General features: G+C 68.0%; 20 protein-coding genes. 8 read left to right on the top strand and 12 right to left on the bottom strand.

What is annotated here, in order from left to right:
- Window positions 1-289 (bottom strand): GTP-binding protein (locus tag KAH28_RS17350; RefSeq protein ID WP_290578850.1); only part of this gene is annotated, 289 nt, incomplete at its 3' end.
- Between the two features lie 191 nt (window positions 290-480).
- Window positions 481-1,887 carry a fatty acid desaturase gene (locus KAH28_RS17505; RefSeq protein WP_366918226.1) on the bottom strand — a complete coding sequence of 469 codons (1,407 nt, stop codon included), beginning with the start codon at window positions 1,885-1,887 and terminating at the stop codon, window positions 481-483.
- Between the two features lie 165 nt (window positions 1,888-2,052).
- On the opposite strand from KAH28_RS17505, the gene KAH28_RS17335 reads away from it, so the two are divergent.
- A complete protein-coding gene (locus KAH28_RS17335) occupies window positions 2,053-3,093 on the top strand; it encodes an AraC family transcriptional regulator (protein ID WP_290578848.1) in 1,041 nt (346 codons plus the stop codon).
- On the opposite strand, the gene KAH28_RS17330 is transcribed toward KAH28_RS17335, so the two are convergent.
- The 4 genes from KAH28_RS17330 to KAH28_RS17315 form a co-directional block, all read right to left on the bottom strand.
- The gene (locus KAH28_RS17330) at window positions 3,090-3,782 is read right to left on the bottom strand and encodes a hypothetical protein (protein WP_290578846.1); all 693 of its coding nucleotides are present in this window, start codon (window positions 3,780-3,782) and stop codon (window positions 3,090-3,092) included. The genes KAH28_RS17335 and KAH28_RS17330 overlap by 4 nt on opposite strands.
- A gap of 147 nt (window positions 3,783-3,929) precedes the next feature.
- Window positions 3,930-5,231, bottom strand: coding sequence for an OmpA family protein (locus tag KAH28_RS17325; protein ID WP_290578844.1), 1,302 nt, complete (start codon window positions 5,229-5,231; stop codon window positions 3,930-3,932).
- Window positions 5,232-5,329: 98 nt separating this feature from the next.
- The gene (locus tag KAH28_RS17320; RefSeq protein WP_290578842.1) at window positions 5,330-6,109 is read right to left on the bottom strand and encodes a crotonase/enoyl-CoA hydratase family protein; all 780 of its coding nucleotides are present in this window, start codon (window positions 6,107-6,109) and stop codon (window positions 5,330-5,332) included.
- 38 nt (window positions 6,110-6,147) lie between these two features.
- Window positions 6,148-6,723 (bottom strand): TetR/AcrR family transcriptional regulator, encoded by a 576-nt coding sequence (locus KAH28_RS17315; protein ID WP_290578840.1) that lies wholly within the window; start codon window positions 6,721-6,723, stop codon window positions 6,148-6,150.
- 122 nt (window positions 6,724-6,845) lie between these two features.
- Here KAH28_RS17315 and KAH28_RS17310 point away from each other — a divergent pair, with 122 nt between their 5' ends.
- On the top strand, window positions 6,846-7,589 hold the full coding sequence (locus KAH28_RS17310; RefSeq protein WP_290578838.1) for an SDR family oxidoreductase: 744 nt from the start codon (window positions 6,846-6,848) through the stop codon (window positions 7,587-7,589).
- A 4-nt stretch (window positions 7,590-7,593) separates the two neighbouring features.
- Window positions 7,594-8,193 carry a 2-hydroxychromene-2-carboxylate isomerase gene (locus KAH28_RS17305; RefSeq protein ID WP_290578836.1) on the top strand — a complete coding sequence of 200 codons (600 nt, stop codon included), beginning with the start codon at window positions 7,594-7,596 and terminating at the stop codon, window positions 8,191-8,193.
- Between the two features lie 57 nt (window positions 8,194-8,250).
- Here KAH28_RS17305 and KAH28_RS17300 read toward each other — a convergent pair whose 3' ends face one another.
- Window positions 8,251-8,883 (bottom strand): TetR/AcrR family transcriptional regulator, encoded by a 633-nt coding sequence (locus KAH28_RS17300; RefSeq protein ID WP_290578834.1) that lies wholly within the window; start codon window positions 8,881-8,883, stop codon window positions 8,251-8,253.
- Window positions 8,884-8,990: 107 nt separating this feature from the next.
- On the opposite strand from KAH28_RS17300, the gene KAH28_RS17295 reads away from it, so the two are divergent.
- The 5 genes from KAH28_RS17295 to KAH28_RS17275 all read left to right on the top strand — a co-directional run bounded on the left by KAH28_RS17295 (window position 8,991) and on the right by KAH28_RS17275 (window position 14,372).
- The gene (locus KAH28_RS17295; protein WP_290578832.1) at window positions 8,991-10,076 is read left to right on the top strand and encodes a phosphotransferase family protein; all 1,086 of its coding nucleotides are present in this window, start codon (window positions 8,991-8,993) and stop codon (window positions 10,074-10,076) included.
- 18 nt (window positions 10,077-10,094) lie between these two features.
- Window positions 10,095-11,258: an acyl-CoA dehydrogenase gene (locus KAH28_RS17290; protein WP_290578830.1), complete on the top strand. Its 1,164-nt coding sequence runs from the start codon at window positions 10,095-10,097 to the stop codon at window positions 11,256-11,258.
- 21 nt (window positions 11,259-11,279) lie between these two features.
- Window positions 11,280-12,044: a glucose 1-dehydrogenase gene (locus KAH28_RS17285; RefSeq protein ID WP_290578828.1), complete on the top strand. Its 765-nt coding sequence runs from the start codon at window positions 11,280-11,282 to the stop codon at window positions 12,042-12,044.
- Between the two features lie 26 nt (window positions 12,045-12,070).
- The gene (locus KAH28_RS17280; protein WP_290578826.1) at window positions 12,071-13,618 is read left to right on the top strand and encodes a long-chain fatty acid--CoA ligase; all 1,548 of its coding nucleotides are present in this window, start codon (window positions 12,071-12,073) and stop codon (window positions 13,616-13,618) included.
- Window positions 13,619-13,691: 73 nt separating this feature from the next.
- On the top strand, window positions 13,692-14,372 hold the full coding sequence (locus KAH28_RS17275) for a hypothetical protein (RefSeq protein WP_290578824.1): 681 nt from the start codon (window positions 13,692-13,694) through the stop codon (window positions 14,370-14,372).
- A 9-nt stretch (window positions 14,373-14,381) separates the two neighbouring features.
- Here KAH28_RS17275 and KAH28_RS17270 read toward each other — a convergent pair whose 3' ends face one another.
- The 5 genes from KAH28_RS17270 to KAH28_RS17255 all read right to left on the bottom strand — a co-directional run bounded on the left by KAH28_RS17270 (window position 14,382) and on the right by KAH28_RS17255 (window position 19,849).
- On the bottom strand, window positions 14,382-16,589 hold the full coding sequence (locus KAH28_RS17270) for a hypothetical protein (RefSeq protein WP_290578822.1): 2,208 nt from the start codon (window positions 16,587-16,589) through the stop codon (window positions 14,382-14,384).
- A gap of 374 nt (window positions 16,590-16,963) precedes the next feature.
- Complete coding sequence (locus tag KAH28_RS17265) at window positions 16,964-17,692, bottom strand: hypothetical protein (protein WP_290578820.1); 729 nt, start codon at window positions 17,690-17,692, stop codon at window positions 16,964-16,966.
- Window positions 17,693-18,560: 868 nt separating this feature from the next.
- Window positions 18,561-19,079, bottom strand: coding sequence for a hypothetical protein (locus tag KAH28_RS17260; RefSeq protein WP_290578818.1), 519 nt, complete (start codon window positions 19,077-19,079; stop codon window positions 18,561-18,563).
- Window positions 19,076-19,363, bottom strand: coding sequence for a helix-turn-helix transcriptional regulator (locus KAH28_RS17500; protein ID WP_366918225.1), 288 nt, complete (start codon window positions 19,361-19,363; stop codon window positions 19,076-19,078). The genes KAH28_RS17260 and KAH28_RS17500 overlap by 4 nt, the downstream gene beginning before the upstream one ends.
- Before the next feature lie 33 nt (window positions 19,364-19,396).
- Window positions 19,397-19,849, bottom strand: coding sequence for a nuclear transport factor 2 family protein (locus KAH28_RS17255; RefSeq protein ID WP_290578816.1), 453 nt, complete (start codon window positions 19,847-19,849; stop codon window positions 19,397-19,399).
- Between the last annotated feature and the right edge of the window lie 685 nt (window positions 19,850-20,534).

Genomic DNA, 20,534 nt, shown 5'->3' with positions numbered 1-20,534 from the left:
CCGCGCCCGTGATCATGTTCTTCACATAGTCCGCGTGCCCCGGGCAGTCCACGTGCGCGTAGTGACGCGTGTCCGACTCGTACTCCACGTGCGACGTCGAAATCGTGATACCGCGCGCCTTCTCTTCCGGCGCCTTGTCGATCATGTCGAACGCCTGCGCCTCGCCACCGTACTTCTTCGCCTGGCACAGCGTCAGCGCCGCCGTCAGCGTCGTCTTGCCGTGGTCCACGTGACCGATCGTCCCAACGTTCACGTGAGACTTCGTGCGCTCGAATTTTGCTTTGGCCATGCTCCAACCCAGTTGTGTTGCGTGTCAGAAGAAGAGTTCGAAAATTCCCGACGCAACCCGGCGTTTGCAATCCCCCGGCGGGTGCGACAAGCGCGCGATATTAAATTCCTGCCGCGTGACTCCGCAAGCACCACGGGCGCGGGGATGCCGTGGACACCCCGCGCCCGTGGCGGCCCGCAGAGCGGTAGCGATCAGGCCAGATGGCGGAAATCGACCTTGTCGCGCACCGCACACTGCGGACAGGCCCAGTCGTCCGGAATGGCCGACCAGCGCGTCCCGGCCGGGAACCCTTCGTGCGGGCAACCCTCGCGCTCGTCGTAGATGTAGCCACAGTCGGTGCACTGATAGCGCTGCTCCCCGGCCACCTGCGCCGCGCCCGCATCCACGGCGGGGTCGTGCTCGCCTGGAAACGGATCGGGATGCCCGTCGTCGAGACGCGCTCCCTGCCAGCGCGCCATCAGCCTGTCGCGCCGGGAAGGCAGCAGATTGGCCCTGGTCAGGTCGCCATCGTAGTGGGCCACCACCAGCGGATCGATCTGCCGGAACCACAGCGGCGGAAAGTACGCCAGCAGCAGCATCGAGGCATAGCCGGAAGGCAGCTGCGGGCTCTCGTCGAAATGCCGCAGAGCCTGGAAGCGCCGCGTGGGATTGGCATGGTGGTCGGCGTGGCGCTGCAACTGGTAGAGGAACAGATTGGTCACCACGTGGTTGCTGTTCCAGGAGTGGCTGGGGTTGCAGCGCTCGTAGCGGCCGCCGGGCTGCTTCTGACGCAGCAGGCCGTAGTGCTCGATATAGTTGATCACCTCCAGCAGACTGGCGCCGTAGACCGCCTGTACCGCCAGGAAGAGCAGCGCCGGCCACCCCAGCCAGAGGGTGAGGCCGCCGAAGAGGACGACGGTCATGGCCCAGGCCTGGAGATTCTCGTTGTCCGCTGTCCAGACGCCACGGCCCTTGCGGGCCAGGCGCGCCTTCTCGATGTTCCACGCCGACCGCAGGCTGCCCGCCATCGTCCGGGGCAGGAAGCCCCAGAAGGTCTCGCCCATGCGCGAACTGGCCGGGTCCTCCGGCGTGGCGACGTTCTTGTGATGGCCCTTGTTGTGCTCGACGAAGAAGTGCCCGTAGGCCACCGGCGCCAGCGTCAGCTTGGCCAGCCAGCGCTCCAGGCTGTTGGTCTTGTGGCCGAGCTCGTGCGCGGTGTTGATGCCGATGCCGTTGATCATGCCGACCGTGATGACCAGCCCGAGCACCTCCCACCAGACCATGCCGCCCTGCACCGCCAGGAATGCGCCCAGGATGGTGGCTGCGTACTGGGTCGGGATGTAGGCGAAGACGATGCCGCGATAGTACGGGTCCTCGCTGAGCGGCCCCACCGCCGATTCGGGCGGATTCACGCGGTCGACACCGATCAGGTAGTCGAGCAGCGGCACGAGGCCGTAGAAGATGACGGGCATCGCCCAGTAGAGCGCGCCGATGCCGTGGATCGCCGCGAGCGCGACCGACACCAGGCCGGCGAGCGGCAACAGCGGACTCAGCACCCAGAGCCAGCGCTTGCCGTCGCGCCAGGTGGTGCCGTCGTGCGTGGTGGTTGACGTGGTCATGATGCTGTCCCTCCTCCGAATGGAATCCGCAACAGCGGGGCGCCGCCTCCCGGCACCGTTCCGCCTGCAGGATCCATGCTGCGCCCGGCCACCGCTTCCGACTTGTCATTTGTTGACAGTCAATGGTCATTTTCTGACACTGCGCGCTGCGGCAGGAGGCCCGCCATGCGCCAATCGACCCCGAAGGTACCCGCGCGCTACTACACCCGGCTCGACGAACTGCTAGCACGGGACGGCTTCGACACGAGCGCGCTGCTGCGCGAGGCCGGCATCGAACCCGATGCCTTCGGGGCCCCGGAGGCCATGCTCGATCTGCCGCGGGTCGAACGGCTGCTGGCGCTGATCGCCGAGCGCGGCGCGCGCAGCGACCTCGCCTTCGACCTGGGCCGGGCCCTCAAGGTCAGCGCCCACCACATCGTCGGCTACGGCATGCTCAGCAGTGCCGATCTCGGGGATGCGCTGCGCTTCGTGGCGCGCTACTTCGGCCTGGTCATGCCCACGTTCCGGGCCCGCTATCACGTCGACGCGCAGACCGCCGAGCTGCGGTTCACGCCCGAAACCGCGATGGGGCACCAGTGTCTCGAGTTCCATCTGGAGGCGATCGCGGTGGCCGCCCACCACGAGATCCGCGACATGAGCCAGGGGCGCCTCCCGGATTACCGGATGCAGCTGTCGATGGCCGCGCCGCCACATATCGCACGCTACAGCGCGATGCACGAAGCCGCCTGCCGCTTCGAGGCCGAGCCCACGCCGGGCGTGCGCCTGCGCTTCCCGGCGAGCATCGACCGGCACCCGCTGGCAATGGCCGACCCCGACGCGCGCAGCATGGCGGAGACCCGCTGCCAGACGCTGCTGCGCAACGCGGCGGCGGCCGGCAAGGTGTCCGACTGGGTCGCGATGATGCTGCGCGAAGCCAGCGGCGGCGTGCCGACGCTGGGCGAGCTGGCGCGCATCCTCAATGTCTCGCCGCGCACGCTGGACCGCTACCTCGGCGCGGAGGGCTACCGCTTCCGTGCACTGGCCAACGACGCACGGAATGCGCACGCGGTCCGCCTGCTGCGCGACACCGACCTCGGCATCACCCGCATCGCCATCGAGCTGGGCTATTCCGACGCCGCCAACTTCACGCGCGCCTTCCGGCGCGCCACCGGCCGCAGCCCCGGGCAGTTCCGGCGCGACCACGCCGGCGGGGACGAGGCCGGCTAACGCGGCTCCAGCACTGCCTCGATGCGCGTGTAGTAGAGCTCGGTGCGTCCCTCGAAGCCGGAGTCGGTGCCCACGGTGAGCCAGGCCGCGCCGTCGGCATCGGTGTTGAGGACGAAGGCGCCGTCGCTCTGCAGCGTCTTCAGCGCCCACACGCGCTCACCTGCGCTGCAGCCAGATTCACCGTTGGCCACGTTGCCGATCAGGATGGCGTCGGTGCCACCAGTGGACTGGTTGCCCTTGTCGATGTTCATGCGCCAGTCGCCGCCCACCAGCTCCGCCTCGGGCCTGACCGTGGTGATGCCGCTCTTGACCCGTACCGCCTCGCCGGGCGGCCCGCCGATGCCGGCGCAGCCCGCCGGCGAGTCGGTGGCGAACTCCACCGTGAAGCGCACCGAGTACGAGGTTTCCGGCGCCAGGTTCTGCACCGGCCCGGTCCAGTACATGAAGACATCGTCGGAGCGGTTGGTCGCGCCCACCAGCAGGCCGTGACCCTCGCCCGCCAGCGCGCCCGGCAGTGGCTCGTGTCCCGATTCGAACTCCATTATCGCGTCCTGCTCGGCCGCGTAATCCGCGAATCCGGCCTCCCATCCCCGGGCGTCCGGCGCATCCTCGGCGGTGAAGTCGAGTGCAATGCTGCGGCTGCCGTCACCGCCCCCATCGCTTCCGCCGCAGCCCGCGACGAGCGCCATCGCCGCGCTCGCTGCCAGCGCACTCCATCCGGTCCTGCGCAATCCGTGGCTCATAAGGCGCCCCGTCTCGACACTACTCACGCGCAGCGTGACAGATCGCCGCGGGCCGATTCAAAGGCCCTGCCGGGCGACGACACCGGGCGCGGATCAGAGCAGGCGCTCGATGTTGCGCCAGCCCTTCGGGCTCCAATCGTCCTCGTCGCTGCCGCAGTAGCGCCAGAGGCCATCGAAGCGGTTCCGCGCCGGTCCACCGAACTCCAGGCGCAGATGGCCCCAGTAATGGCTGCCGTCCCTGGCGCTGTCGCACTTCTGCCCGGAGCGCTTCTTGATCCAGAAGCCCTCGAAAGTCGTCGCATCGGTGAACGCGCCGAGCACGCGGCTGCCGTCGAAGTCATAGTCGCCGCGAATGCGGTCGCCCTCGCGGCGCAGCTCCACGACGCGGTCAGCGCTACGCCCGCTCGTACCGCCCCAGACGCCGAGGATCTCGACCTCGGCCGGCCCGGCCTCGGCCGTTCGCGTGCTGCTCACCGTCAACTCCACGCGACGATTGCGGGCGCGCCCCTCGACGGTGTCGTTGTCGGCCACCGGACGGGTCTCACCAAAGGCCCGCGTCGTCACCGCGTCCACCGCGAAGTCGCCGTTCTCCACGAGATAGTCGGCGACGGCCCGGGCACGCCTGCGGGAAAGCGCGAGGTTGTCCCGCGCATCGCCAACGCCGTCGGTATGGCCGGCGACCTCCACCCGACTGGAGGCCGGATCACCGATTTCCGCGATCACCGTGTCGAGCGCCTCGAAGGCCCCGGGCTTGAGCCGGTGCGCTCCGGAGTCGAAGAGCACCGCGCTGTCCAGAGCGATGCTGGTGGCCGACCCGATGGCCCCGACGGCGTCGACATCCGCGCCCGGGGTGCCGCTGTCGCATGCCTGCTTGAGGTCGACCAGCTTCACCAAGCGGAACTGGTCATCCGCGCCCACGTACGGGGCCAGGTCGATCTCCGCCTTGCCGCCGGCGATGGTGCCGACGCGCGTCCAGGCCTCCCCATCTGCGGAGACGGCCAGCGCGGTGGGCTCGGTATCCGGGCCGATCTCGAAGACGTACAGATCCGGCCCGGGCACGTCGATCAGCTGGTTGTCGGTGAAGCGCAGCACAAGCCCGCCGGCACAGCCGAGGGTCACGAAATCGTCCTTGTCCTCCGCGTAGCGCGGCGCGTCGAGCGCGCGCTCCGCCTCGGAGTACTGCGCGTCGTCGGCGGCCGGATCGCCCGCGTCGAAGCGCGAGACCTCGTCGGCGAAGGACACTGCACCCATCGGGAAGAAGACCTCGCCACCATGACCGTCCGAATAGTGCTCGCCTGCTGCCTGCGCGAGCGCGGGCGCCATGAGCCCCGCGATCAGGGCCATCGGCAGCAGCAGAGACCGCGAGGAGGAAAAGAACTCGCACCAGCGCATCATGGGTTCTCGTCGGCGGGCGTGGCCTCCACCCTACCCGCCGCGCCATCCGGATCGTGTCCCGCGATTCCCCCACATGACACGACGCGCGGCGCCGGACCCTACCTGCCCTTGAACACCGCGTCGCGCCGCTCGACGAAGGACTGCACGCCCTCCTTCGCGTCCTCGCTGGCCATCACCGCCGGCATGTCGTCGAAGACATGCGCCGCCGCGACCGCCTCACCGTCGACCCGCGCCTGGCGCGTCGAGCGCAGGATCGCCCGCACGCCCAGCGGCGCCGCGGCGGCCATGCGCTCGGCCACGGCACGCGCCGCGCGCAACTGCTCGCCGGGCGTGACGACCTCCTGCACGAGGCCGGTGCGCAGCGCCTCGGCGGCGCTCCAGGCATCGCCGGTCAGCAGATAGCGCTGGGCGTTGGCCCAGCCCATCTGCTCCGGGAGGCGCAGCGTGGCGCCACCGCACGGGTAGATGCCGCGCTTGACCTCGAGCAGCGCGAAGCGCGTGTCGTCCGCCGCGATGCGCACGTCGGTGTTGAGCATGATCTCCACGCCCCAGGTATAGCAGTAGCCCTGCACCGCCATGACGACCGGCTTCGAGCAGCGCGGTCCGGACAGCGCGAAGGGGTCGATGCCGCCCTCCGGGCAGGGGAAGCCCTCGCCCCTGGCGAACATCGGCGCCCACCTGTCGAGCTCCACGCCCGAGCTGAAGTGCTTGCCCTCGGCATGGAGCAGGCCGACGCGCAGCTCCGGTTCGCGGTCGAGTCGACCCAGCGCCAGCGAGAGATCGCTGTACATCTCCGGTGAAAGCGCGTTGAGCTTGTCGGGGCGATTGACCTTGATCGCGAGGACATGACCCTCGACGGTGGTTTCGATATGCGACATGGGTGCGGTCTCCTTCGCGGGTTCCGGCTGAGGTATCGCTACGTGTTGCTACCGGTTCGGCTTTCGTGTGCGTCTATCGCTTCGTCGATGCAGGTGCGCAGGCTCTTGAGAATGCTCCGGCGCGTATCCGGCGATTGCGCCGCCCGCGCGAGCATGACACCACCCACCGCCTGGGCGAGCAGCGACCAGGCCAGCGCTTCGTCCCGGGTTTGCCGCACAGTCCCGGCGTGCACTTCCAACAAGCGCCTCTCGAAGGCTCCGCGCACGGTCTCGTCCGAGCGCGCAACCTCTGCGCTCAGTGCCGGAAGGATGCAGCCCTGCTCCGGCTGCTCGACATGAGCCCGGCTGAGATAGGCAGCAAAGCAGGCCTTGGCCTCAGCCACTGACGCAACCTCGAAGCGCAACACCGAGCTCCCCATTTCGCGATCGACCAGCGCGCCCAGGAATTCCGCCTTCGACCGGAAATTGGAATAGAAGGCACCCGCGGTGAGCCCCGATGCCGCCATCAACGCATCGACACCGGTGGCAGCAAAGCCGCGCAACTTGATGAGCGCACCGGCTGCATCAAGGATGCGCTCGCGGTTCCTGGTCTTCTGTTCCGGGGAGTAGCGCACTGCGGGCACCCGTCGTTGACATGCTCGGAACCGCAGCATAACGTTCGTTATCAATCACGGTCGTTATTCATTCCGCGGCAGCCGACCCTCGCCAGTGATGCGGGAGCAAACAGGAGCCGTCCATGCCCACTGATTCCGCCCCGTCGCCCGTAGCGCTCATCGTGGGCGCCGGCGACGGCAACGGCGCCGCAATCGCACGGCGATTCGCCGACGAGGGCTACGTGTCGTGCGTGACGCGCCGCGATGCAAGCAAGCTCGATGCCCTCGTCTCGCAGATCCGATCCGAAGGCGGTCATGCGGTCGCCTGCAGCTGCGACGCCCGCAAGGAGGCGGATGTCGAAGCGCTTGTCGAGCGTATCGAGAGCGAAATCGGCCCGGTCGAAGTGCTGGTGTTCAACATCGGCGCCAACGTACCCAGCTCGATCCTCGAGGAAACCGCGCGCAAGTACTTCAAGATCTGGGAGATGGCTGCCTTCGCCGGGTTCCTCAGCGCGCGCGAGGTTTCGCGGCGCATGGTCGATCGCGGACGCGGCACCATCCTGTTCACCGGCGCGACTGCGAGTCTTCGCGGTGCACCCGGGTTCGCCGCCTTCGCCGGCGCCAAGGCGGCACCGCGCGCGCTGGCGCAGAGCATGGCTCGCGAGCTGGGGCCGCAGAATATCCACGTCGCGCACATCGTGATCGACGGCCCGGTCGATACCGGCTTTATCCGCCAGAACATGCCGGAGCTCTACGCCGAGCGCATGCCCAGGGACGGGGTCCTCCAACCTGCGCACATTGCGGAGAACTACTGGCGGATCCACTGTCAGCCGCGCGACGCATGGACCTTCGAGATGGACCTGCGTCCCTACATGGAAACGTGGTGACGCCATGCCCCAGCGCATCGATTTCTACTTCGACTTCGGCAGCCCGACCGCGTATCTCGCCTGGACCCGGCTCCCGGGGATGGCGCGCGACAACGACGCGGAGCTTGTCTATCACCCCGTACTACTGGGGGGCATCTTCCAGGCCACGGGCAATGCCTCGCCGATGACGAACGCGGCCAAGGCCGCCTACATGACGCGCGATCTGGAACGCTTTGCTCACCGGTACCGCGTGCCGCTGGCATTCAATCCGCACTTCCCGATCAATACGCTCACGCTGATGCGCATGGCCACCGGCGTGCAGCATCAGCAGCGCGAGCGCTTTCCGGAACTGATGGCGGCGTTGTTCTCGGGCATGTGGGTCGAGTCCCGCGACCTGGGCGACGGGAGTGTTCTGCGCCAAACGCTGGAAAGGCACCGGTTCGACCCCGATGCGCTCCTTGCGATCGCCGCGGACGAGACGGTGAAGACACGCCTGAAGGAGGCGACCGCTGCCGCCGTGGAACGCGGCCTCTTCGGCTTGCCGGCGATCTTCGTCAACGACGAGATGTTCTGGGGTCAGGATCGGCTCGACTTCGTGCAGGAGGCCCTTGAGGCCGGCCGCTGACCGCGACCGGGCCCATCCGGCAAGCGCTGCCCCTCCGGAACACGCGTGCAGGCGCGGTCAGCCCGATGCTGCCCGGACCCGCAGGGCCGTATCGACCTGCTGCTTGAGCAGCTCGTGCAGCGAGCGCACCGGAATGTCCGGAGTCACCAGCCAGCGATAGATGACGCCGTCGACGCAGGCACAGAACAGCTCGGCGACCTCGGCCGCATCCATCGACGGATCGATGCCGCCATCGCACTGCCCGGCGGCGATCCAGCGCTGCACATCGCGGCGCTGCGCGAGATGCGCGCGCGCCACGCTGGCGCGGAACTCGGCCGACGGGTCGATGCTGGCGTAGCGCAGCAGGTACATGGCGCGGATCTCGTCGGGTGCCTCGGCGATGAAGCCGTAGAGCGCATCGACCACGCGCTGCAGCGCATCCAGCCCGACCGCCTCGCCCACCGCCTCGTGCACGCGCGCGATCCAGTCCGCCATCACGGTGTCGTGCACGTGGGCGAACAGGCCGGCCTTGGAGCCGAAACGATGCGTCACCAGCCCGCGCGAGTAGCCGGAACGCTCGCCGATGGCCGCCAGCGTGGTGCCGGCCATGCCCGCCTCGACCAGCAGCGATACCGCCGCATCGAGCATGCGGCGATCCGACAGCGCGGTGCGTTCTTCCTGCGTGCGTCGTTGCGTCCTGCCACTTTGCATGGTTTACCCGCGCCGGTAGCTGCCCTAGTATTCATTTACTAGTTGGCGACAAGCAAGTGATGGCGACGCCGTCGCGCGCCGACCATGCGACAGGGAGACCCCGCTCGATGACCGACCCGTTCCTCGCGACGCTGCTGCGCCCGGAGGCGGACACCGTGGCCCAGGACTGGGACCGGCTGGCCGCCTATCTCGCCGAGCGCGGCATGCAGCTGGAGACCGACCCGGCGCCGCGCCAGTTCGCCGGCGGCTTCGCCAATCTCAACTACCTGGTGCGCATCGACGGCGGCGAGGCCGTGCTGCGCCGCCCGCCCATGGGCCCGCTGCCGCCGGGCGCCTACGACATGGGGCGCGAGTCGAAGATCCTCTCGCGCCTGCACGAGCAGTACCCGCTGGCGCCGCGTGCGCTGCACCTGTGCGAGGACGACGGGGTGCTGGGCGCGCCCTTCCAGATCACCGAGTTCCGGCGCGGCATCTCCTGCCGCAGCGAGCTGCCGACCGAGCACGCCGGTGACCCGGCCGTGGGCGAGCAGCTGGGCGCGATGCTGGTGGACCGCCTCGCCGAGCTGCACCGGGTCGAGCCGGCCGCCGTGGACCTCGACGATCTCGGCAAGCCCGACGGCTTTCTCGAACGCGCCGTGCGCGGCTGGCGCAAGCGCGCCAACCTGGCCATCGAGGGCTGGGGCACCGAGGCCACGCGCAAGCGCATCGAGCGGGTCGGCGAGTGGCTCGACGCCCACCGCGTGCCGGACGGCCCGGCCTCGCTGATCCACAACGACTTCAAGCTCGACAACCTGCTGCTGGACCCGAAGACGCTGGAACCGGTGGCGCTGGTGGACTGGGACCAGGGCACGCGCGGCGACGGCCTGTTCGACCTCGCCACGCTGCTGTCCTACTGGGTGCGCCCCGGCGATCCCGAGTGCATGCATCGGATGGCGCAGATGCCCACCGACCAGCCCGGCTTCCCCAGCCGCGAGGACGCCGCGCAGCGCTACGCGCGCGCCACCGGTCGCGATCTCTCCGACTTCCGCTTCCACCGCGCGCTGGCCACCTTCAAGACCGCGGTCATCTTCCAGCAGCTGTGCGCGCGCTGGCACAACGGCGGCACCCGGGACCCGCAGTACGCCACTCTCGGCGATCTCGCCGACGGGCTGCTCGACATGGCCCGCGACATCATCGACGAACGCACCTTCTGATCGCCCCCGGAGCCCCGCATGGACTTCTCGCTGACCCCGCGCATGGCGGAACTGCGCGACCGCACGCGCACCTTCATCGCCGAGCAGGTGATGCCGCTGGAGCAGGACCCGCGCCACACCCCGCACGGCCCGAGCGAGGCGCTGCGCAATGAACTGGTGACGCGCGCCCGCGACGCCGGCCTGCTGACGCCGCACGCCGGCACCGAGCTCGGCGGCATGGGCCTGACCCACGCCGAGAAGGCCGTCGTCTTCGAGGAGGCCGGCTATTCCCCGCTGGGCCCGGTGGCGATGAACATCCACGCCCCCGACGAGGGCAATGTCCATCTCATGGAAGTGGTCGCCACGCCGGAGCAGCGCGAGCGCTGGCTGAAGCCGCTGGTCGCGGGCGATGTACGCTCCTGCTTCGCGATGACCGAGCCGCCGCCCGGCGCCGGCTCCGACCCGTCGATGCTGCAGACCACCGCCACCGCCGACGGCGACGGCTACCGCATCAACGGCAGCAAGTGGTTCATCACCGGCGCCGACGGCGCCGGCTTCGTCATCGTCATGGCGAAGATGGCGGACGGCGCGGCGACCATGTTCCTGGCCGACATGGACCAGCCCGGCATCCGTCTCGAGCGCAGCATGGACGCGCTGGACAGCTGCTTCACCGGCGGCCACGGCGTGCTGCACTTCGAGGACCTGTACGTGCCGGCTGCCGACGTGCTCGGCGAGATCAGCAAGGGCTTCCGCTACGCCCAGGTGCGGCTGGCGCCGGCCCGGCTCACCCACTGCATGCGCTGGCTGGGGCAGGCGCGCCGCGCCCACGACATCGCGCTGGACTACGCCCGCAAGCGCGAGGCCTTCGGGCGACCGCTGGGCGAGCACGAGGGCGTCGGCTTCCAGCTCGCCGACAACGAGATGGACCTGCACGCCGCGCGGCTGGCGATCTGGCACACCGCCTGGGTGCTGGACCAGGGCAACCGCGGCAATCTCGAATCCAGCATGAGCAAGGTGATGGTCTCCGAAGCCGCCTGGCGCGTGGTCGACCGCTGCGTGCAGGTGCTGGGCGGCCAGGGCGTCACCGGCGAGACCATCGTCATGCGCATCTTCAAGGACATGCGCGCCTTCCGCATCTATGACGGCCCCAGCGAAGTGCATCGCTGGAGCATCGCGCGCAAGCGCCTCGATTCCGCCCACTGACCCCTACCGGGAGCCCACTGCATGCCCGCATTCCGCCTCGACGGCAAGACCGCGCTGGTCACCGGCGCCTCCAGCGGCCTCGGCGCCCATTTCGCCCGCGTGCTGGCCGATGCCGGGGCGGCGGTGGTGCTCGCCGCGCGCCGGCAGGAACAGCTCGCCGAGCAGGTGGCCGCCATCAACGACGCCGGCGGCAGCGCCCGCGCGCTGACGCTGGACGTCACCGACCCTGACGGCGTGCAGCAGGCCATGAGCGCGCTGTCGGCCGACGGCGGCTTCGACGTGCTCATCAACAATGCCGGCATCGCAGGCGAGCCCAAGAAGTTCCTCGACACCGACGAGGACGACTGGCAGCGCGTGGTCGATACCAACCTCAACGGCGCATGGCGCATGGCGCGCGAGGCCGCGCGGCACTGGGTGGCGCACGGCACCCCCGGCGTCATGGTCAACGTCGCCTCGATCTACGGGCTGCGCACCGGCGCGCTGAAGGTGGCCTACAACGTCTCCAAGACCGGCGTCATCCAGCTGACCCGCAGCATGGCCATCGAGCTGGTGCGCAACGACATCCGCGTCAACGCGCTCTGCCCGGGCTGGTTCCTCACCGCGCTCAACGCGGACTACTTCGCCACCGAATCCGGTCAGCGCTACACCAGGACCATCCCCATGAAGCGACTCGGCACAATGGAGGAACTCGACGGCCCGCTGCTGCTGCTGGCGAGCGACGCCGGCAGCTACATGACCGGCACCGAGATCACCGTGGACGGCGGCATCGCGCACGCGCCCATCTGAGCCACAGCGAACAAGGAGGAGACGCCGTGTTCCTGACCCAGCTTCTGCACAAGGCGCGTAGAGAGCGCCCCGACGCCACCTGCACTGTCGGCCCCGACAGCCGGCGGACCCACGCCGAGGTGGCCGACCGCGTCGCGCGCCTGGCGGCGGTGATGCGCGATCACGGCGTGCGCCCGGGCGACCGCGTCGCCATGCTGGCCGCCAATGCGCCCGAGTACCTGGAGTTCTTCTTCGCCGGCTGGTGGTGCGGTGCGGTGGTCACGCCCATCAACGCGCGCTGGAGCCCGGCCGAGGTGGTCTACGCGCTGGACGACAGCGGCTCGCGCCTGCTGATCACCGACAACGCCTTTCTCGCCACCGCCGATGCCGCGCGCGAGCAGTGCGCGGCGCTGGAGACGGTGGCGCTGATCGGCGCCGAGCAGGCCGAGGCCCCGACGGTGGCGCTGGAAGCCGCCATGGCCGCGGCCGAGCCGATGGCGGACATCGCCCCCGGCGGCAGCGACCTGGCCGCCATCCTCTACACCGGCGGCACCACCGGCAAGCCCAAGGGCGTGATGCTGAGTCACGACAACTTCGCCATCAACGCCATCGCCGCCATCGGTGCCGATCCGCGCACGCCCCGGCCGGTGATCCTGCACTGCGCGCCGATGTTCCACATCGGCGGCATGGGGCTGGTCATCCAGGGGGCGCTGCGCGGCGCAACGCACATCTTCCCGGCCGCCTTCGACCCGCCCGAGGTGCTGCGACTGATCGAGTCCGAACGCGCCACCGAGAGCTTCCTGGTGCCGACCATGATCCGCATGCTCATCGAGCACGAGGACTTTCCCAAGCGCGACACCTCCAGCCTGGGCACCGTCCTGTACGGCGCCGCGCCCATCGACCCCAGGCTGCTCGACCAGGCGCTGACGGCGCTGCCGCAGGCGAGCTTCACGCAGCTCTACGGCCAGACCGAGTGCTCGCCGATCATCACCGCCCTGCCCGGCTGGTGCCACGCGAAGGCCACCCGCGCGCTCGACAAGCTGGCATCGGCCGGGCAGCCGGTCAGCACCGCCGAGATCAGCATCCGCGACACCGAGGGCAACGAGCTGCCCACCGGCGAGGTCGGCGAGATCTGCGCCCGCGGCCCCACCGTCATGCAGGGCTACTGGAACAAGCCCGAGCAGACCGCCGAGGTGCTGGGCGGGGACGGCTGGCTGCGCACCGGCGACGGCGGCTACCTAGACGATGACGCCTTCCTGTTCGTCGTCGACCGCTTCAAGGACATGATCATCACCGGCGGCGAGAACGTCTTCTCCACCGAGGTCGAGAACGCCCTGCTGGACCACCCCGAGATCGCCCAGGCGGCCGTCATCGGCCTGCCCGACGAGCGCTGGGGCGAGCGCGTGCACGCCGTCATCGTGCCGCGCGAGGGCGACCGCGTCGACGAGGAAGCAGTGCTCGCGCACTGCCGCGAGCGCATCGCCCGCTTCAAGTGCCCGCGCAGCTTCAGCTACCGCACCGAGCTGCCGCTGTCGGCCGCCGGCAAGGTGCTCAAGTACCAGCTGCGCGACGAAGCGAAGCAGGAAAACGCCTGACCCGGCGCGGCACGCATCCCCGCGCGGTGGCGTTCCGCGCGGGGAATGCGCACGATGACGCGGTCCCGCCGCCATGACCGAGTCCCCGAACCTCACGCGCCCGCACTGGCAGCGCCTGCGCCGCATGTACCGCTCCGCCGGCTGGCCGTGCCTGGACGCCATCGAGCTGGACCTGCTCGCCGCCGGGCTGCTGGAACGCATTCCGAGCGCCACAGGCCCCGACACGCTGCGCGTCACCGACGCCGGCATCGCGGGTCTGGCCGGCCAGCGACAGCAGCACCAGCAGGCGCTGACCACGCACCAGCAGTGCATCCTCCGGGTGGCCGAGCACCTGCACGCCCAGAACCGCGTCTGCTTCAGCGAGATCAGCCTGCGCGCCAAGCCGGGTGAGCGCTGGCTGCAGGTGCGACCGGACCTGTACTCCATCCGCAAAACCACGCGCGCGGCGTATCTGGAACCGGTGATCCACGAGATCAAGGTGCGCCGCAGCGACCTGCTGGGCGACCTCAAGCGCCCCGACAAGCGCGCCGCCTACCAGGCCCTCGCCACGCGCTTCTACTACGTGCTCGGCGAGAACGTGGGCGACGCTGCGGACATCCCCGACGACTGCGGCGTGCTGCGCTGCACGGCCAACCGCCTGGAGCTGCTGCGCGAGGCGCCGCCGCGCGCGGCCGAGGTCAGCTTCGCGAGCTGGATGGCGCTGGCCAAGGCCACCCCGCTGCGCACCCAGCCCGAGCCGCCGCCCGAGCTCTGAGGCGCGGCGCTATTCGTCGGGCGCCGTCAACGCCACTTCGCCGTAGCGGTTCATGCCGGAGCCGCCGTCGGAGCCGGCGTCGTAGACGTAGCCGTAGACCGGCCCGTCCGCCGTATCGACAACGGCACCGCGCACCCACTGCACGGCAGCGTCGTCGACCAGTCGCTCGGCTTCCTGCCAGTCGCCGTCCGCCTGCCGCCGGATGTGGAACAGATGCCCGCTCTCCGCCTCGATGAAGAGCACGTGCACGCTGTCGCCCCAGCCAATGGCATCGGCACCGGTCTGGTCGGAATCCACCGGGTTCTGCGCCACGCGGCGCGCGCTGACCTGCACCGGCTCGGTTACATCACCGTCCGGCGCGATGCGGCGCACCCAGAGATGCCCGTCGGCGCGGCGAACGATGATGCTCACCGTGTCCGAAGCGGAAAGCCGTACCAGCGGCAGCACCGAGCCGACATCCTCGCTGCCGGTGCCGAGGCCGGAAGCCACCTGCACCCGCGGCGTGAGGGTGCCGTCCGGCTGCAGCCGCCGATACCAGGCGGTGCCGTCATCGCCGGTATAGGCGAGATGCACGACGTCATCCGCGCCCAGCGCCAGGCTCGGCCCGGACAGATGCGGACCGCGGTCGGCGTCGATCACCGCTTCCCCGCTCCACTCGCCATCCGGTGAACGGGTGCGGGTGTGGATCTTCTCCGGGCCGCCGTATACCGCGACCACGCTGCCGTCCGAGCGCACGGCGAGATCGGCCACCTGCGTCGGCGGCTCTTCCGGCGAGGCCAGCCGCTCGTCGCGGATGGCCCAGGTGTCCGGCTGCTCGGCATGATCGGCGGTGCGGAACACGTGGTAGAAGACGTGCTCGGAGGTCTGGTGCAGCATGTGGATGCGGTCGCCGACCAGCACCGAGGCGAAGCCTTCCAGATCGCCGGTGGCGGGGCGATGGTCGCCGTCCATCTCGGCCCAGCTCCCGCCGCCGTCGGCCGATTTCACCGCCATCAGCATGTTGTCGGTCTCGGCCGGCTCCATCAGGAAGTACAGATCGCCGGTCTGCGCCTGCCATGGGCCGATGCGCATCGGTGTCTCGACGAAGGTGCCGCCCAGATGGCGCTCAGGCACTTCCAGCGTCACCGCCGCCGTCTCCGCTGCCGGCAGCACCCGCCCGCTGTCGTCGACCACCCGGAACGCGAAGCGGTCGCCGGTCTCGTTCACCCGCGCACCGTCCGAGAAGCGGCGGATCACCAGCGGGAACTCCCATTCGCTCTGCCCGGCACCCGCCGTGAGCGGCGGCGTGCGGTCCGCGAAGCTGATACCGGCGCCGCCCGCAAAGGGCCGCTCCGACACCGGCAGCACATCCGTGGTCGCATCGCCGTGCGCGAAGGACCGCGCTTCCATGATGCTCACGCGCGGCGAGCGCGGCATGCCCTCGATGGCGATGCTGGCCACATCCAGCACGCCGCCGGCCGCCGTGAACACGCCCACCTGCGGCGTCACCGCACCATCCAGCCGATGGCGGAGCACCACGGCCTCGTCGTCATACTCCACCGTGATCTCGGGCCCACGCAGCACCACCTTGAGTTCGGCCCATTCATCAACCGGCACGTCGAAGGCCTCGCTCGCCAGCACCTGCGGCTCGCCGTCGCGCACGGCGACCAGATCGACGCCGCCACCCACGCGCAGATCAACGCGCTGGTAGTTGCCGGTATCCGCATAGCCGAACACCAGCCCGACCTTGCCCGACCCGCCTTCCGGCAAGCGCACATCCGCCGCGAACTCCACCGGCTCCCAGTGCGTGTCGTAGCGCGCCAGTGCCAGCACCGGAGCGGCGGCATCGCCGAAGCGTGCGTGCCCCTCCTCGCCCTCCGCGCGCCCGCTGACACCGCCACCGGAATCATCCACCACGTCCCACCGCGCAGCCGACTCATCCGCCAGCTGCGCTCCGAAATCCAGCTCAAGCTCCTTGGCCGGCTGCGGGAAGTTCTCCGCCCCCAGCGGCTCCCAGTCGCCATCGTTGCGCCGCACCTGCAACCCGTAGCGCCGCGCCGACGCGCCACCGCCGTGCTCCAGCTCCACCCGCAGCCGGAACGGCGTGTCCGCCTGCACGGTCGCCGCCTCGTCAACGCCAGCCGCCCAGCCGGCGTCGGCATCCAGTTCACGGCTGAAGTCTCTGCGGACCCGGAACGCCGACTGCCGCTCACCGACCGGCTCTGCGCCCGCTTGCACCTTCGCAGGCCCCTCGCCGCCACAGGCCACGAGAACCCCGCACAGATAAAGCATCACCGGCTTCAACGCGCGCGCACGCGAAAACCACCGCAACGGCCTGACCTGCAACATTCGTGGAAACCCCAGGAGAGAAGCGAAGGCGGCCGAACAGATGCGCGGTCGGACCCAACGACCGGCCGCGCCCTCCCCGCGCGACCGCGAGCGTCCGGACACTACGCACGGCATGTGACGGTTCGGTTACAGGGACAGTGTCCGCCATGCGCCAGTGGCCGTTGTCTTGCCCAGAGCTTGCTCTGCCCCTATCGATCCTTTCCAGCCGGTTCTCCGTACTAGCCCCCCACGCCAACCGCTCATCGAGCAAGCAAATCCGGCCTTCATCCCTCGACCGCAAGGGTCCGTGGGGTGCGGGAAATGACAGCGTCGAGCAAGAGCCAGACCGCAGGTCCAACGAAGACAAGCGACCAGGCGACCCGCTCCAGGAGAGCATTCCTTGGCAGCCCCAGCGCATTCATGGGGAAGAAGATGAGGACGGACACGAACGTCAGCAGCGACGCGCCATCGACCGCGACCTTGGAACGAACGATGCGATACGCGGGATCCACGCTCCGGGTTCGAAGAAGTCGAAGCCCATGAAGCCCGGTGGCACATCCTGCAATGCCACCAACGACATACAAGCCCGGCACGTCGAACTGATCGAGCGTCAAGTGTCCCCATGTCCCGCTCGTGGCGGCCCACAATGTGTGGTGGATCCCGATGAGAACATGAAACCCTCCCAGGATCCTCGCCCAGGTACTGACCGCCAGCCCCGCGGGAGACGACAACGACCCTCGGCGACATGTGACAAGCACGCTGGCAATCGTGGCAATCGTTCCCAGCACGCCGTACATCATCAGGTAGCCGACCTTCCACGCAGGGGCCATTGGCTCAACACGTCGGGGGTACTGCGAGCCGACGCCGCCGAACATATCCTCCCAGCCGGGCAGGAATCCGAGCCCAGCCGTCTTCCAGATCAGCGTGATGACGGCAAGGCACAAACATGTGAACGCCAGCGGAGCCTCGGCCCAAGGGGCAAACAACCGATACTGCGGCACGGCGTCGTTCATCGTGACCGCTCCCGGCGACAGACCCGTCGCGAATCCGCAATTCCGGGATATCTCTGCTGACCCGACGGCCTCCCATGACGCATCCGCTCGACCGTCACGTATCGGCAGACGATATTGACCACCCCGGAGGCATTCATCCGACCGGCCTCTTCCACGCGTTCACCCCGTTCTCCTCTGCCGGACTGCCCGGGACGGTCCATGCTCGGCGGGAAGGCAATGATGCCCGTTCCATTGTCCACAAGAACCCGCGATAGCGGTGTGTCTGGCGCATCCCTGGAGTCGACGACATTCCTTCCACTGGACTAAACGAGTTGCCCCTCCTGGAGTGACAGGGCATAGACCACGGGCCCCGGATGATCGCCATGGGCTGATTTCAGTCATGCACACTCCGCGGGTTTGGCAAGCGGGGCGACGCCATGACACTCCGGGCATGTCGGGTCCCGGGTGATCACGAACAAATTCCTTGAGTATCTCTGGCTTGTGGGCCGGCTCGTCGTTGAACCTCTTGGTCAGCCGATGCGGGGTGTGACTGCGATCCGCCGTCGACCCGCGGCGCCGCCATTTCATGATGGTGTCCCGCGACTGCCCGAAATGTACCGCCAGCTCGCCCACAGTGCCTTTGGCTTCCCGGATTGCTCGGTGCATGGGCGGCGTGGTGGGCGTGGTGGTCGCTTTCTTGTGCAAGCTCAACAGCACCCTGGACCCGTCACACATCGTCCCAAAAACACCCGCCAGGGCCTCACGGCCCATCAGAGACGGCCGCCTATTGTGCGGAAGGCAGTCGTCCGAAACCCGACAACTAGCCTTATCCACGGTACTTGTCCTGTGGCTTATCAGAACACTACACCGTGTCCGGAGAAGGGCCGGCTCACTCAGAAAAGAACGCCTCCGTGCTTTCGTCTGCCGGAAAAAAGCACTCGAGCCTGAGTTCTTGCAGGGTGACATCATGGGGGCTCCCCATGGTCGTATAAGTCGAGAACAGCGCAAGATTGCGCTCCCCGAGCATCAATTCCATTTGGAACAGGGGCGTCTGATCCTCGGCGGCCAACTCGTGCTGCCAGTTCCGCTCAAGATCGGAGCTCTTGAGCAGCCTGTTATACAGGCGGTACGCATCATTCCCGGGTTCGAGCTCGAAGACCTCCTGCTTGATAAATGCCAGCATGTGTGGGGCAAGTTGGCCCCAATTCCTGATGAAGGGCTTGAAACCATCCTCAGAGAAGAAGAGTTCATACACATTTGTGAAGCGGAGCATTTTCTCGATCGGAACAAACTGGGAGAAGAACCTCACAGCCGCATCATTACTCTGAATGAAGTCTCCAACCGGGCTCATCAAAATGGCGGGATAAGGCTCTTGCTGGACAAGAATTCGATCGACCGCCCTCTTCACCTGTTCAATTCAGGGGATGATAGTGGCCGTTGCCGATAGATCGGAGAAAACCCCGCCGCTCGCATGAGGGCATTCGCGTTCTTCAGCGAAAGATCCAGTGCGTCGGCAATGGCCGCCGTGATAGCGGAACTCGGCTGCGCTCGGCCATTTTCCAGAAAGTTGATGTGCTTGACAGAAAGCCCAGCGGCTTCCGCAAGGCGCGCCTGGCTGAAGCCCCTGACCGCACGCCAGTGTCTCAGGTGGTGGCAGAAGCCACCCCGCCTCGTCGTGGGTGAATCAGTCATTTGAACGCCCTCCCCCCCCCCCGACTGCGGTCCTCACGACCAGAACGAGGCAGGCGTAACAGCATATGCCATCACCACGATTGCGAGCGGCGCCTTACTTTTTAGCCACGCCGATTTCAGCGTGACCTTGCCCTGCTGCAACTCAAAATAGTCACACCCTCTTATCTTCAATGTCTTGCCGACCATGGGCAGTTCGATGACCAGTGTCCAACTTGCATGAGCCTGATCGCCATCGACGAGGATTATTACATCCTCGTAACTGTGAGGCGGCAATCTGTGGAATAAGCGCTGGTTGAAAAGGCGTACCCCCCTCCCACGGTAGCGTTTTCCGCTTACGGAGCCCCCATGAACGTCATAGTAAACCGCCTCTTCACTAAACAAATCCATGACTTTGTCGATGTCTTGTTGCGAGAAAGCACTGACCATGCCCTCTATGACGTCTCGGTTGCTGGCACTCGCGACCTTCAGCGGCGATTGGGCAATCATAGAATTTTACTCCGTGGCTGGCATCGAAATCGGCAACAGTATGAAACGCTGCAGAGGCCGTCGCCATCACCCATGAGGTAACAAGATCGTTGACCTGAAATGCGCCAAGCATGAAGGAGACTCTTGGGTCCCCGTCAGACCGCCACTGAAACCTTGGTTGCGGGCGTGCTCCCGCTCTCGCGCGACCCTGCGGACTGGGGTGCCAAAGGAGCGGAGCCTTGACTTATTCCCACGACCGATGTCCGGCCAGTACCGGTTAAGGCCAATTTCTATACCTGACCAGTATCAATAGACCGCTGGCGCAGACGCTTCGCCGTTCGTCTGACAGCGTCCGGTAGCGCGGCTCGCACCAAAGACCAGCGCCTCGTGCGGCGACGATGCCGAGCGCACTGTTTCCTCCGGCGTGGTGACGGGACGGCCGCTGTGCGCGGAGCTGACGGTTGTGCGACCGACAATGGTCCATTGCCCGGTCCCCGCCGCCCCCTTGCGCCCCTCGTCCTGTCGCGGGCACAGGCACAGCGCGCGAGAGTGGAGCGCCTACTGGCGTTCGTCCACTCGTCTCGTACTCCTTGCTGCTAACGACGCAATGCGGCATCGCCCGAAGACCATGCGTAGCGGGATAGCCTGCTCCCGCGTGCGTCGCCCGTCGACGCAGAGCCCCTGACCTGCCTGCCTTTATCGGCCC

The sequence above is a fragment of the Algiphilus sp. genome, assembly GCF_023145115.1.
In the GTDB taxonomy this organism is placed as follows: domain Bacteria; phylum Pseudomonadota; class Gammaproteobacteria; order Nevskiales; family Nevskiaceae; genus Algiphilus.
The sequence above is the reverse complement of the archived record's forward strand: the minus strand, read 5'-3'. Positions and strand labels throughout refer to the sequence as shown.